General features: G+C 62.4%; 11 protein-coding genes. 4 read left to right on the top strand and 7 right to left on the bottom strand.

The features are described from left to right. Window positions 1-24: 24 nt before the first annotated feature. The 4 genes from WF331_RS04375 to WF331_RS04360 form a co-directional block, all read right to left on the bottom strand. Entirely contained in the window at window positions 25-1404 is a 1380-nt protein-coding gene (locus tag WF331_RS04375; RefSeq protein ID WP_016501362.1) for an OprD family porin, read from the bottom strand. A 229-nt stretch (window positions 1405-1633) separates the two neighbouring features. After that, window positions 1634-3226, bottom strand: a complete 1593-nt coding sequence (locus WF331_RS04370) for an ABC transporter substrate-binding protein (RefSeq protein WP_340622682.1) — start codon at window positions 3224-3226, stop codon at window positions 1634-1636. A gap of 141 nt (window positions 3227-3367) precedes the next feature. Further along, window positions 3368-4993 carry an ABC transporter substrate-binding protein gene (locus WF331_RS04365; RefSeq protein WP_340622681.1) on the bottom strand — a complete coding sequence of 542 codons (1626 nt, stop codon included), beginning with the start codon at window positions 4991-4993 and terminating at the stop codon, window positions 3368-3370. A gap of 353 nt (window positions 4994-5346) precedes the next feature. Beyond that, the gene (locus WF331_RS04360; RefSeq protein ID WP_016501359.1) at window positions 5347-6063 is read right to left on the bottom strand and encodes an SIMPL domain-containing protein; all 717 of its coding nucleotides are present in this window, start codon (window positions 6061-6063) and stop codon (window positions 5347-5349) included. Window positions 6064-6264: 201 nt separating this feature from the next. On the opposite strand from WF331_RS04360, the gene WF331_RS04355 reads away from it, so the two are divergent. From WF331_RS04355 to WF331_RS04340, 4 genes are all read left to right on the top strand, one after another. Beyond that, window positions 6265-7521, top strand: a complete 1257-nt coding sequence (locus tag WF331_RS04355) for an ATP-binding protein (RefSeq protein WP_012270632.1) — start codon at window positions 6265-6267, stop codon at window positions 7519-7521. Further along, on the top strand, window positions 7521-8081 hold the full coding sequence (locus tag WF331_RS04350; RefSeq protein ID WP_003255244.1) for a response regulator transcription factor: 561 nt from the start codon (window positions 7521-7523) through the stop codon (window positions 8079-8081). Before WF331_RS04355 ends, WF331_RS04350 begins: the two co-directional genes overlap by 1 nt. A 214-nt stretch (window positions 8082-8295) precedes the next feature. After that, window positions 8296-9237 carry an AEC family transporter gene (locus WF331_RS04345; protein ID WP_340622680.1) on the top strand — a complete coding sequence of 314 codons (942 nt, stop codon included), beginning with the start codon at window positions 8296-8298 and terminating at the stop codon, window positions 9235-9237. Window positions 9238-9293: 56 nt separating this feature from the next. Further along, window positions 9294-10652, top strand: a complete 1359-nt coding sequence (locus tag WF331_RS04340; protein WP_340622679.1) for an amino acid permease — start codon at window positions 9294-9296, stop codon at window positions 10650-10652. Window positions 10653-10747: 95 nt separating this feature from the next. Here the strand turns inward: WF331_RS04340 and WF331_RS04335 are convergent, their stop codons facing one another. The 3 genes from WF331_RS04335 to gatB form a co-directional block, all read right to left on the bottom strand. Then, on the bottom strand, window positions 10748-11791 hold the full coding sequence (locus WF331_RS04335) for a calcium/sodium antiporter (RefSeq protein WP_016501355.1): 1044 nt from the start codon (window positions 11789-11791) through the stop codon (window positions 10748-10750). A 60-nt stretch (window positions 11792-11851) separates the two neighbouring features. After that, window positions 11852-12226: a septal ring lytic transglycosylase RlpA family protein gene (locus WF331_RS04330; RefSeq protein ID WP_016501354.1), complete on the bottom strand. Its 375-nt coding sequence runs from the start codon at window positions 12224-12226 to the stop codon at window positions 11852-11854. A gap of 136 nt (window positions 12227-12362) precedes the next feature. Further along, window positions 12363-13808 (bottom strand): Asp-tRNA(Asn)/Glu-tRNA(Gln) amidotransferase subunit GatB, encoded by a 1446-nt coding sequence (gene gatB, locus WF331_RS04325; protein WP_016501353.1) that lies wholly within the window; start codon window positions 13806-13808, stop codon window positions 12363-12365. Window positions 13809-13810 lie beyond the last annotated feature (2 nt).

The following is a 13810-nucleotide window of genomic DNA, read 5'->3' as shown; positions in this document are numbered from 1 at the left end:
ACGAAGGGGCCGTGGCGCCAGCGGTCAAAGAATGTTGAATGGAATGGTGGTGACCACGCGGAACTCGTCCAGGCTGCCGTCACCCTGGGCCTTGCTGGCGCGGTGGGTGGTGTAGGTGGCGCGGACGCTGGTGTCTTTCAGCGGCCCGCTCTGCACCGCGTAGCTGGTGCCGATGCCCCACTCGTAGTGGGTTTCGCCGTTCAGGCCATTCACGTCGTAGGCGGTGCCGCGGTAGTGGGTGCCGTCGATGCCCCAGCCGCGGGCGTTGTACAGGTTGAACTTCAGGCCGGGCACGCCGTAGGGCGCCATGTTCAGTACGTAGGAGATCTTCAGCGATTTTTCGTTGGGGCCGTTGAAGTCCGACAGCAGCGAGTTGGCCAGGTAGATACCGTTGGTTTCGTGCAGGTAGTCGAAGTACTCGTTGCCGTTCACCTGCTGCCAGGAGGCACCGAGGGTGTGGGCCTGGTGGGTAAGGTCGAGCGACAGGCTGTAGGTGTCGTTGTCGATCTTGCCCATTTTCTGGCTGCCGGCATCCACGGTCTTGTAGTAGTTCAGGCCGGTGCTCAGGCTGAGCACTGCGCTGTCGCCGAGCACGTGGTTGGCGCCGAAGTAGTACTGGTTCCAGAAGTCGTCGACCTGGGTGGCGTACAGGCTGGTGCTCAGGCTCCTGAACGGCTGGTAGTTGATGCCGGCGGTGCTGGCGCGGTCGGTTTCCACGCCCGTGGCGCTGTATTCGCTGCGGAACTTGCTCAGGCTCTGTTCGGTACGTGGCGAGACGCGGTCGAAGGTGCCCAGGTCGAAGCTCAGGTTGTCGAACTCGGCGCTGTGCAGGAACGCGCCCTGGAAGCTCGATGGCAAGGCGCGGTTGCCGATGTAGGCGATCATCGGCGTGTCTACCGACTGGCGACCGAGGGTAAGGGTGGTGTTGGACACACGCGCCTTGATATTGCCCAGGCCCAGCTTGCTCCACTGGCCGATGGGGTCGCCATCGCTGTGGGTAAGGGTGCGGTTGTTGGGGCCGGCGACGGCCTGGCGGTTCTGTTGCAGGGCAATGGCATTGTAGGCTGCGGCCTCGACGGCGATGCCCACGGTGCCTTGGGTGAAACCGGAGCTGTAGTTGAGGATGGTGCCTTGCAGCCAGTTTTCCCGGCTGTGGGTGGGGTGGCGGGTGCCGTCGCTCTTGTAGTAGCGCCACAGCGGCGCGCGTGCGGCGCGTTCACGGGCGTACCAGTTGCGGGTGGTGCCGGACAGGCTCTGGCCGTCGATGAAGCCGCTGGCTTGCGCCTGCTCGCTGCTGGCTTTGAGGGTGAGCGGGATGAAGGCCTGGCTTTGCGGATCGGCCTGGGCCACGGTGGAAAAGGCACTGATGGATAAGGCCAGTGCGGTCAGGGTGAATACTCTCAAGGTTGAAGCTCCCATTTTTTTCTAGTCATTGCCGGCCTTGTGGGCCGGATGGTTGTTGCGGTGTTGCCAGGGTTGCCCGGGGTCGCCGGGCTAAATCGGGGGCGTTGGGCTACCTGTACCGGCCTTTTCGCGGGTAAACCCGCTCCCACAGGGACCTGTGCAGGCCCTGGCTGATGGGGGTACTTGTGGGAGCGGGTTTACCCGCGAAGAGGCCCTTGAAGGCTAAAAGTCAGTCAACACGCACGCCGGAGAAATCATTGCGCCCAAACGGGCTGACCTTGAACCCGGAAACCTTGACGCTGAGCGGCTGGTTCACGGTGGAGTGCGCCACCGGGGTAATCGGCACCTGCTGCTTGAGCCGCTGCTGGGCCTGCTGGTACAGGGCGCTGCGCTGCGCCTGGTCGGTGACCTGCTTGGCCTGCTTGACCAGGCTGTCGTACTGCGGGTCGCACCACAGCGAGTAGTTGTTGCTGCCGATGGCATCGCAGCTGTAGAGGGTGCCCAGCCAGTTGTCCGGGTCGCCGTTGTCGCCGGTCCAGCCAATCAGGGCGATGTCGTGTTCGCCGCTTTTCATGCGCTTGAGGTACTCGCCCCATTCGTAACTGACGATGCGCACCTTGAAACCAAGCTTGTTCCAGTCGGCCTGGAGCATTTCGGCCATCAGCTTGGCGTTGGGGTTGTACGGGCGTTGCACCGGCATGGCCCACAGGGTGACTTCGGTGCTCGGTTTGACGCCCGCCTGCTGCAGCAGCTGCCTGGCCTTTTCCGGGTCGTAGGGTGCGTCCTTGAGGCTTTCGTCATAGGACCACTGGGTGGGTGGCATGGCGTTGACCGCCAGTTGGCCGGAGTCCTGATAAACCGCCTGCAGGATGGCTTTCTTGTTCACAGCCATATCCATCGCCTGGCGCACCTCCAGCCGGTCAAAGGGTGGGTGCTGGGTGTTGTAGGCGATGTAGCCGAGGTTGAAGCCCGGTTGCTGCAGCACCTGCAGCGAACGGTCGGCCTTGAGCGCCGGCAGGTCGGCGGGGCGTGGGTGCAGGGTGACCTGGCATTCGTTGCGGCGCAGCTTCTGGATGCGTACCGAGGGGTCGATGTTGATCGAGAACACCAGGTTGTCGATCTTCACTTCATCCGGTGCCCAGTAATCCTTGTTGCCCTTGTAGCGGATCTGCGAATCCTTCTGGTAACGCTGGAACACGAACGGCCCGGTGCCAATGGGCTGCTGGTTGATGTCGCTCGGCCTTGCGCTGGCCATCAGGTGTTCGGCGTATTCGGCGGAGAGGATGGAAGCGAAGCTCATGGCCAGGTTCTGGATGAACGCGGCATCGACCGTGTTCAGGGTGAATACCACGGTGAGTGGGTCGATTTTCTCGACGTGGGCGATGTTCTTGTCCAGGCCCATGCTGATGAAGTAAGGGAACTCGGTGGGGTAGGCCTGGCGGAACGGGTGGCCCTTGTCGAGCATGCGGTTGAAAGTGAACAGCACGTCGTCGGCATTGAAGTCACGGCCAGGTTTGAAGGCCTTGTTGCTGTGGAACTTCACCCCTTCACGCAGGTGGAAGGTGTAGCGCAAGCCATCGTCGGAGACTTCCCAGCGGGTCGCCAGGGCAGGGTGCACGGCAGTACCGCCGCGCTCGAACTCGACCAGGCGGTTGTAGATCGGTTCGGCGGCGTCGTTGTCGGTGGCGCTGGTGTACTGTGCGGTGTCGAAACCGGCTGGGCTACCTTCAGAGCAGAACACCAGGTTGTTGGCCAGCAGGACCGGGGATTGGCTGACCAGGCCCAGGGCCAGCAGCGCGGAAAGGCGGGTAACGTGGCGCATGGCAAATCCTTTTTCATCTGTTCGCGCCGCCTCCGGGTACGAATGGCGGCAACAGTTCGCCGACCCGCAGCGTATGGCCGCAGGACGACATGAAGAGGTGGGGGGAAGGGCACCCGCGATTCAGCGGGTGCCTCAGTCAGCCTATTTGTCCACGCTGACGCCATAGAAGGCGTTCAGCGCAAACGGGCTGATCTTGAAGTCCTTCACTTTGGCGCTCATGGGCTGGTACACGGTGGAGTGGGCGATCGGGGTGATCGGCACCTGCTCCTTGAGGATGTGCTGCGCTTTTTGGTACAGCTCGGTGCGCCTGGCCTGGTCGGCGGTGGCCTTGGCCTGCTTGATCAGGTCGTCGTAGGGCTTGTAGCACCACTTGGAGAAGTTGTTGCCGTCGACGGCATCGCAGCCGTAGAGGGTGCCCAGCCAGTTGTCCGGGTCACCGTTGTCGCCGCTCCAGCCAATCAGCATGGCGCCCTGTTCGCCACCCTTGGAGCGTTTGATGTACTCGCCCCATTCATAGCTGACGATCTTTGCCTTGATGCCGATCCTGGCCCAGTCGGATTGCAGCATTTCGGCCATCAGCTTGGCGTTGGGGTTGTACGGCCTTTGTACGGGCATGGCCCACAGGGTGATCTCGGTGCCTTCCTTGATGCCGGCTTCCTTCAGCAGTTGTTTGGCTTTTTCGGGGTCGAAGGCGGCGTCCTTGATGCTGTCGTCATAGGACCATTGCGTTGGCGGCATGCCATTGACTGCCAACTGGCCGGCACCCTGGTAGACCGACTCGATGATCTTCTTCTTGTCCACGGCCATGTCCAGCGCCTGGCGCACTTTCAGCTGGGCCATGGGGTTGGGCTCGTTGCTGCCCTTGATCTTGTCCATCACGTTGTAGGCGATATAGCCGAGGTTGAACCCGGCTTGCTGCGGCATTTGCAGATTCTTGTCGGCCTTTAGCGGCTCGATGTCGGCCGGGCGCGGGAACAGGGTGACCTGGCACTCGTTCTTCTTCAGCTTCTGCATGCGCACCGAGGCATCGGTGGTGATGGCGAAGATCAGGTTATCGATCTTCACGTCATCGGGCTTCCAGTAGTCCTTGTTGCCTTTGAAGCGGATCTGCGCGTCCTTCTGGTACTTGCTGAACACGAACGGGCCGGTGCCGATCGGTTTCTGGTTGATGTCGGCAGCCTTGCCATTCTTGAGCAACTGGTCGGCGTATTCGGCCGACTGGATGGAAGCAAAGCTCATGGCCAGGTTCTGGATGAACGCTGCGTCGACTTCGTTGAGGGTGAACTTCACCGTCTGCTCGTCGAGTTTCTCCACCTTGGCGATGTTCTTGTCCATGCCCATGTCGGTGAAGTACGGGAACTCGGTGGGGTAGGCCTTACGGAACGGGTTGTCCTTGTCGAGCATGCGGTTGAAGGTGAACAGCACGTCGTCGGCGTTGAAGGGGCGGCTGGGCTTGAAGTAGTCGGTGGTATGGAACTTGACCCCTTCGCGCAGGTGGAAGGTATAGGTCTTGCCGTCGTCGGACACTTCCCATTTGGTCGCCAGGCCCGGGATGACCGCAGTGCCGCCCCGTTCAAACTGGGTCAGGCGGTTGAACACGGTCTCTGCCGAGGCGTCGAAGTCGGTCCCGGTGGTGTACTGCCCCGGATCGAAACCGGCCGGGCTGCCTTCGGAGCAGAACACCAGGTTGGACGCGGCCAGGGCCGACGGTGCACCGGTGAGTAAGCCTGCGCCAAGCAGGAACGGAATGACTGCGTGTTTGAGCATGGTGGCCTCATTGTTGTCATTTTTTGGATGAGGTGGCCTCGTGAGCCGACCTGAGGATACTTATGCAGGGGGTGTTCCCAATGCAACAGGTAGAAGGATAGTTGGCGCCGGAAAAGTGGTACGACCGTACATGGATGTCGCATCGGTATAACTTTCGACGAAGTTAAACGTTTGCGCAGGCAAAATGATGGCATTTTGCGGGATATTTCGAGGCGGGGGTATGCGTAGGATGCACCTGGGTGGTGCGTAGGAATCGTCTGAAAAGCAGGTTCAAGCGGCAGGCTTCAAGCAACAAGACAAAGCAGACCGGGTTCACCGTCAACTTGAAACTTGCCGCTTGAAGCTTGGGGTTGTCAGGGCATCTGCACTTCGATCAGGCCATCGGCATTCATGCTCACTTCGCTGGTACCCGCCTCGATGTCCGGCGCTGGCGCGGCTTCATCAGCCCCCATGGCTTTCATTGCCATCGGCGCACTGCGCAGGTACGGGCGCGGGTAACCGCTGCTGTTGAGGTTCAGGTTGACCACTTTATAGCCCTTGCCGCCCAGCGCTTCGGTGGCCAGTTGCGCGCGTGCCTTGAAGGCATCGACCGCGTCCTTGAGCAGTGCATCCTCGCTTGCCTTGCGCGTGGCCGGGGCGATGGAGAAGTCCATGCCGCCCATTTTCAGCTCTTGCAGCAGGTCGGCGGTAAGCTGGGACAAGGCCGGGAAGTTGTCGCTTTCCAGGCGCAGCTCGGCGCGCTCGCGCCAGCCGGTAATCTTCTGGCCCTTGCTGTCATACACCGGGTAGCTGTTGCGGCTGCCCTGGCTGATCTTCACGTCCTTGACCTGGCGCGACTGCTGCACGGCCTTGTTCATGGTTTCGGTGATCTGCTTGGCGAGCTTGCCCGGGTCGGTGTTCTGCGCTTCGCTGTACAGGGTCACGACCATCAGGTCGCGCGGCACTTCCTTGCTCACTTCGGCACGCAGCGATACCTGGTTGTAACGTGGCTCATCGGCAGCCAGCGCCGGCAGGCTGGCGAGCAAGCCGCAAGACAGGATCAGGGCGGCGCCGCGACGTGGGATTTGCATGTGGTACTCCTTGGCAATAAAAGGCGTGGGGTCTGGTCATCCATTCCACGCATGGCCCATCAGACCGGCAACAGTGTAGTGGGTTCAAAAGTGCCATCATCAACCTGTGACAAAGTGTGGCGCTTTGCCGCATCGCTGCAGTGAGGCGCCCGGCTTCGGTATACTCCAGCCGATTTTCTGGAGCACTCATCAGGAGAGCTCATGCTCGCTGCCGTACAACCGCTGTCCGCTACCCGCCAGAACCTGTGGCGCCTGACCGTCATTCGGGTCCTGGTCCTGGCTGCCCAGGCCGGCTCCGTGGGCGTCGCCTACTGGACCGAATTGCTGCCGTTGCCCTGGCTGTCGCTGGCTGGCACCTTGGCGTTGTCCTCGTTGCTGTGTGCCTTTACGGCGCTGCGCTTGCGCCTGTCGCTGCCAGTCACCGAAATGGAGTACGCCCTGCAGCTGGCCTGCGACCTGCTGATCCACAGTGCCTTGCTGTACTACTCCGGCGGCTCGACCAACCCGTTCGTGTCGTATTACCTGGTACCGCTGGCGATTGCCGCGGTGACCTTGCCGTGGCTGTATTCGCTGATTCTTTCGGGTATCGCCCTGACCGCCTACAGCCTGCTGCTGGTGCAGTTCTACCCGCTTGAAGGCCTGCCCATGGCGCGGGACAAGATGCAGGTCTACGGCATGTGGCTGAGCATTGCCCTGGCTGCGGCGGTGATTACCTTCTTTGCCGCGCGCATGGCCGAAGAGCTGCGCCGCCAGGAGCAGCTGCGCTCCGAACGGCGTGAAGAAAGCCTGCGTGACGAGCAATTGCTGGCCGTGGCCACCCAGGCCGCCGGTGCCGCCCATGAGCTAGGCACGCCGCTGGCGACCATGAGCGTGCTGATCAACGAAATGCGCCAAGACCATACCGACCCGCTGCTGCAGGAAGACCTGCAGATCCTCCAGGACCAGGTAAAGCTGTGCAAAGAGACCTTGCAACAGCTGGTGCGCGCTGCCGAAGCCAACCGCCGCCTGGCGATCGTGGAGCAGGATGTGACCGCGTGGCTGGACGAGGCGCTGAACCGTTGGCACCTGATGCGCCCCGAAGCCAGCTACCGCTTCCAGCGCCTGCGCGATGGCAAGGTGCCGCGGCTGACACCACCGCCAGACCTGACCCAGGCGTTGCTGAACCTGTTGAACAATGCCGCCGATGCCTGCCCCGATGACCTGGAGGTGCGCCTGGACTGGGATGCCCAGGACATCGTCATCAGCATCCGCGACCATGGCCCTGGCGTGCCGCCGGCCATTGCCGAAGCCATCGGCAAACCCTTCATTACCACCAAAGGCAAAGGCTTCGGCCTGGGCCTGTTCTTGAGCAAGGCCAGCGTGACCCGTGCGGGCGGTTCGGTAAAACTCTATAGTCATGAGCAGGGTGGCACCCTGACCGAATTGCGCCTGCCCTATGGCAAGCGAGGAGATGAATGATGAGCGAAGAAAACCAGGTCGAAAGCGAAGAGCTGCCGCACCTGCTGTTGGTGGATGACGATGCCACCTTCACCCGGGTCATGGCTCGGGCAATGAGCCGTCGCGGTTTCCGCGTGAGCACCGCCAGTTCTGCCGAAGAAGGGCTGATCCTGGCGCAGCAGGACTTGCCGGACTACGCCACGCTGGACCTGAAGATGGACGGTGATTCCGGCCTCGTGCTGCTGCCCAAGCTGCTGGAGCTGGACCCGGAAATGCGCGTGGTGATCCTGACCGGCTACTCAAGCATTGCCACTGCGGTGGAAGCGGTCAAGCGCGGCGCCTGCAACTACCTGTGCAAGCCGGCCGACGCCGATGATGTGCTGGCAGCGCTGCTGTCGGAGCACACCGACCTGGATACCCTGGTGCCGGAAAACCCCATGTCGGTCGACCGCCTGCAGTGGGAACACATCCAGCGCGTGCTGAACGAGCACGAGGGCAACATTTCGGCCACCGCACGGGCGCTGGGCATGCACCGGCGGACCTTGCAGCGCAAGCTGCAGAAGCGCCCGGTCCGGCGCTGATCCCTATCGCCTGTACCGGCCTCATCGCCGGCAAGCCAGCTCCCACAGTCACCCCGCAGGTTCCGGTATATGTGCAATACCTGTGGGAGCTGGCTTGCCGGCGATAGGCCAGCACTGTCGGAAACGTCTCTTTATCGCACCTGATCCCCGCAACTAGCGGCCGTTGGCGTATCATTAGCCACCTAACGGCAACCCTCTCCAGGATCGCTTGCGCATGCTCGCCCTTCTCATCCAGACGCTGAACATCACGGCACCTGTCTTCGCCATGCTGTTCATGGGCGTGCTGCTCAAGCGCATCCACCTGATCGACGACAATTTCAACCGTGTCGCCTCGCAGTTGGTGTTCAACGTCTGCATGCCGGCGCTGCTGTTCCTCGGTATCTACCACGCCGACCTGGCAGCAGCGGTAAAGCCTGGCGTCATCCTCTACTTCATCGCCGCCACCCTGGTTGGCTTCGCCGTCGCCTGGGGCATGGCCATCTGGCGCAGCCCGCTGGCCGACCGGGGCATCTATACCCAGGGCGCGTTCCGCGGCAACAACGGCGTGATCGGCCTGGCCCTGGCTGCCAGCCTGTACGGCGACTACGGTATTTCGCTGGGGGCGGTGCTCGCCGGCCTGGTCATCCTCATGTACAACTCGCTGTCGGCCGTAGTGCTGGCGGTGTACAGCCCGGACTTGAAGTCCGACCCGTGGAGCATCTGCAAGAGCATCTTCAGCAACCCGCTGATCATCAGTGTGCTGGTCGCGACACCCATGGCTTACGGCCAGGTGCCGCTACCCAACTGGCTGCTGACTTCGGGGGATTACCTGGCGCAGATGACCCTGCCGTTGGCCTTGATGTGTATTGGCGGCACCCTGTCGCTGACGGCATTGCGCGACAGCGGCAGGCTGGCCATCGACGCCAGCCTGGTGAAGATGGTCTGGCTACCGCTGGCCGGCACCCTCGGCGCCTGGCTGTGTGGCTTTCGCGGGGCCGAACTGGGCATCCTGTTCCTGTACATCGGCAGCCCTACCGCAGCAGCCAGTTACGTCATGGCGCGAGCAGCCAACGGCAACCATCATCTGGCTGCGTCGATCATCGTCATTACTACGCTAATGGCGGCAATCACCACCAATATCGGCATTTTCATCTTGCAGTGGGGCGGATGGATCTAGATCCTTGACTGCAAACAACACAAAAAACACAGCCTCACTGAGCTAAAGGACACTTCATGCAAGACCAGAGCACGCCCGAGCTACAGCGCGGGCTGAAGAATCGCCATATCCAGCTGATCGCGCTGGGCGGGGCCATCGGTACCGGCTTGTTCCTGGGCATCGCCCAGACCATTCAGCTGGCCGGCCCCTCCGTGTTGCTGGGGTATGCCATCGCGGGCCTGATGGCCTTCCTGATCATGCGCCAGTTGGGCGAAATGGTGGTGGAAGAGCCGGTAGCCGGTAGCTTCAGCCACTTTGCCCACCAGTACTGGAGCGAGTTTGCAGGCTTCGTGTCGGGATGGAACTATTGGGTAGTGTATGTGCTGGTGGGCATGGCCGAGCTGACGGCTGTGGGTATCTACGTGCAGTACTGGTGGCCTGATTTCCCCACCTGGGCCACGGCGGCGATCTTCTTCGTGGTGATCAACCTGATCAACCTGACCCAGGTGAAGGTCTACGGCGAAATGGAATTCTGGTTCGCCCTGATCAAGGTAGTGGCCATCGTCAGCATGATCGGCTTCGGCGCCTGGTTGCTGAGCAGTGGCCATGGCGGCCCGGATGCCAGCGTGGCCAACCTGTGGCAATACGGCGGCTTCTTCCCTAACGGTGTCAGCGGCCTGGTGATGGCGCTGGCGGTGATCATGTTCTCGTTCGGTGGCCTGGAGCTGGTGGGTATCACCGCTGCCGAGGCCGACAACCCGCGCGAAAGCATCCCCAAGGCCACCAACCAGGTGGTGTATCGCATCCTGATCTTCTACATCGGTGCCCTGGCGGTGCTGCTGTCGCTGTACCCGTGGCAGAAAGTGGTGCAGGGCGGTAGCCCGTTCGTGATGATCTTCCACGAACTGGACAGCGACCTGGTGGCGACCATTCTCAATATCGTGGTGCTGACGGCCGCGCTGTCGGTCTACAACAGCTGCGTATACGCCAACAGCCGCATGCTGTTTGGTCTGGCCAGCCAGGGCGATGCACCGCGCCAGTTGCTGAACGTCAGCCGTAGCGGTGTGCCGCTGACTGCGCTGGGCGTGTCGGCCTTCGCTACCGGGCTGTGCGTGGTGATCAACTACCTGATGCCGGGTGAGGCCTTTGGCTTGCTGATGGCCCTGGCGGTGTCGGCGCTGGTGATCAACTGGGCGAGCATCAGCATTACCCACCTGAAGTTCCGCAAAGCCAAGCTGGCGGCCGGGATTACCCCGTTCTACAAGAGCCTGGGGCACCCGCTGACCAACTACCTGTGCCTGGCGTTCATTGTGCTGATTCTGGTGGTGATGTACCTGACCCCGCCGATTCGCATCTCGGTAATGCTGATCCCGGCATGGATAGCCGTGCTGTGGGTGGCCTTCAAGCTGAAGAAGGCTCGGCAGGTTCGCCGTTAGATTTGTATCGCCTGTGAGATCGAGCGCCGCCCGCGCGGCGCTCGATCTAAAGGGCGACACAAGGCTTAAGGCATGCGCCAGATGACATGGCCCGATCAATGCTGCCGGCGCCAGGCGCGCACGGTGGTATACAGCAGCACCACGGCGAGCACAGGCAGCACATAGAACAGCATCAACCGCTCCAGGCGCCCGGCCAGCGGCATGCCCATTGTGAATGCCGCCACGTGCAGCCCGTACGCCAGGTACAGGCAGAGGAACACCAGGCCTTCGGCGCGGGTGATCCGGTAACCGGAATAGAACACCGGCAGGCTCAGCACGGCAACCCCGAGCATTACTGGCAGGTCGAACGCCAGGGCGTTGGGCGAGATCGACAGCGGCTCAGGGGTGATCAGCGCGGTCAGGCCCAGCACGGCCAGCAGGTTGAACAGGTTGCTGCCAATGACCGTGCCCACGGCAATTTCCCGTTCACCGCGCAGGGCAGCGATCAATGCGGCGGCGAGCTCTGGCAGGGATGTGCAGATGGCGACGACGGTCAGGCCGATGATGCGCTCGGACAGCCCCAGGTCGGTGGCAACCTCCACGGCGGCCTCCAGCAGCAGGTGCCCCGCCAGGCTCAGCAGGGCAAGGCCGGCCAACACCAGCAGCAGCGTGCCTGACCAGAAGCGCCTGGCGCTGGATTTGGCCGTGTCCGGCGCGGGGTAGGTGCGTGCGTAGTGGCGCGACTGGTGCCAGAGCATTACCAGGTAGCCGACCAGGCCAAGCAGCAGCAGCCCCCCTTCAACCCGGCCCAGGTAACCGTTGGCGCACAGGGCATAGACCAGGCCGCTGGCGACGATCATCAGCGGAATGTCCAGGCGCACCAGCTGGCGCGATACGCGCAAGGGGATGATCAGCGCGGCCAGGCCGAGAATGACCAGTACGTTGAATATGTTGCTGCCGATCACGCTGCCGACCGCCACATCCGGCGCGCCCTGGTAGGCGGCCTGCAGGCTGACGGTGAGTTGTGGCGCGGTACTGCCGAAAGCCACCAGGCTCAGGCCGATGATCAACGGGCGAACATGAAGGCGTTGTGCCAGGCGCAGCGCTGCGCGCACCAGCAATTCGGCGCCGCCGACCAGCAGCAGCAGGGCAACGCCCAATTGCAGCAGGCTGAAGGTGGGAAGGGTGGCCAGGTCGAAAATGGTCGGACTCCTGTCGCGTCAGTCGCTAAGCCCTTGTACTCGCACGCGCGCTGTTCCGCTACGGAGCATGCCGATTTTTTCTGCTGCGGCGCGAGACAGGTCGATCAGGCGGCCGCGTGTGTGCGGGCCACGGTCGTTGATGCGCACCACCACACTGCGCTGGTTGGCCGTGTTGGTGACCAGTACGCGAGTGCCGAACGGCAGGCTGCGATGGGCGGCGGTAAGGCCGTGCTGGTTGAACGGTTCGCCGCTGGCGGTGCGTTTACCGTGGTGGCGCGAGCCGTAATAGGAAGCGGTGCCCGTCTGGTCGTAACCGCGCGGGTCGATGTCGTGGCTGGCGCAGCCGGCCAGCAGGGAGAAGAGGGCGAGAGTACCCAGGGATCTTTTCAGCAAGTGAGATGCGCTCCAGTGCGGCCATTCGCGGGCTTGCCCCCTTCCCACAGGCATATCACCGCCTGTGAGAGCGGTGCAGTACTGTGGGGGCGGGCAAGCCCGCGAACGAGGGCAAAGCCCTCGCAGCATATTCAGGTCAGCCTTCGAGCTTGGCCTTGAGCAATTGGTTCACCTGCCCCGGGTTGGCCTTGCCTTTGGAAGCTTTCATCGCCTGGCCGACAAAGAAGCCGAACATCTTGCCACGCTTGGCCTCGTCGGCGGCGCGGTACTGTTCGACCTGCTCGGCGTTGGCCGCCAGCATTTCGTCGAGCATCTTGTCGATCGCACCGGTGTCGGTAACCTGCTTCAGGCCTTTGCTTTCGATGATGCTGTCGGCATCGCCCTCACCGGCGGCCATGGCCTCGAACACGGTCTTGGCGATCTTGCCGCTGATGGTGTTGTCGCGGATGCGCAGCAGCATGCCACCCAGGTGCGCGGCGCTGACCGGTGCCTGGTCGATCTCGATGCCCAGCTTGTTAAGCAGGCTGCCCAGCTCGACCATGACCCAGTTGGCCGCCAGCTTGGCGTCGCCACCGATTTTCACCACTTCCTCGAAGTAGTCCGCCTGTTCGCGGCTGGATGCCAACACGTTGGCGTCGTAGGCCGACAGGCCGTACTGGCTCTGGAAGCGTTCGACCTTCTGCGGCGGCAGCTCCGGCAGGCCGGCGCGGATGGTTTCGAGGAAGCTGTCCTCGATCACCACCGGCAGCAGGTCCGGGTCGGGGAAGTAACGGTAGTCGTTGGCTTCTTCCTTGCTGCGCATGGAGCGGGTTTCGTCTTTGTTCGGGTCGTACAGGCGGGTTTCCTGCACGACCTTGCCGCCGTCTTCGATCAGGTCGATCTGGCGCTGGATTTCGCTGTTGATCGCGCGCTCGATGAAGCGGAACGAGTTGACGTTCTTGATCTCGCAGCGGGTGCCGAACTCGACCTGGCCTTTCGGGCGAATCGACACGTTGCAGTCGCAGCGTAGCGAGCCTTCGGCCATGTTGCCGTCGCAGATGCCCAGGTAGCGCACCAGCGCGTGGATCGCCTTGACGTAAGCCACGGCTTCCTTGGCACTGCGCATGTCAGGCTCGGAGACGATTTCCAGCAGCGGGGTACCGGCACGGTTGAGGTCGATGCCGGTGGAGCCGCTGAAGTCTTCGTGCAGGCTTTTGCCTGCGTCTTCTTCCAGGTGCGCGCGGGTTACCCCGATGCGCTTGATGGTGCCGTCTTCCAGGGCGATATCCAGGTGACCCTTGCCGACGATTGGCAGGTCCATCTGGCTGATCTGGTAGCCCTTGGGCAGGTCCGGGTAGAAGTAGTTCTTGCGCGCGAACACGTTGCGCTTGCCGATTTCGGCATCGATGGCCAGGCCGAACATGCATGCCATGCGCACGGCTTCCTGGTTCAGCACCGGCAGTACGCCAGGCATCCCCAGGTCAACCAGGCTGGCCTGGGTGTTCGGCTCGGAACCGAAGGTGGTGGCGCTGCCGGAGAAGATCTTCGACTGGGTGGCGAGCTGGGTGTGGATTTCCAGCCCGATCACAACTTCCCATTGCATGT

Source organism: Pseudomonas sp. YNh, from assembly GCF_037993085.1.
GTDB lineage: Bacteria > Pseudomonadota > Gammaproteobacteria > Pseudomonadales > Pseudomonadaceae > Aquipseudomonas > Aquipseudomonas putida.
Note: the sequence above shows the minus strand (reverse complement) of the source record. Positions and strands in the feature narration are given on the sequence as shown.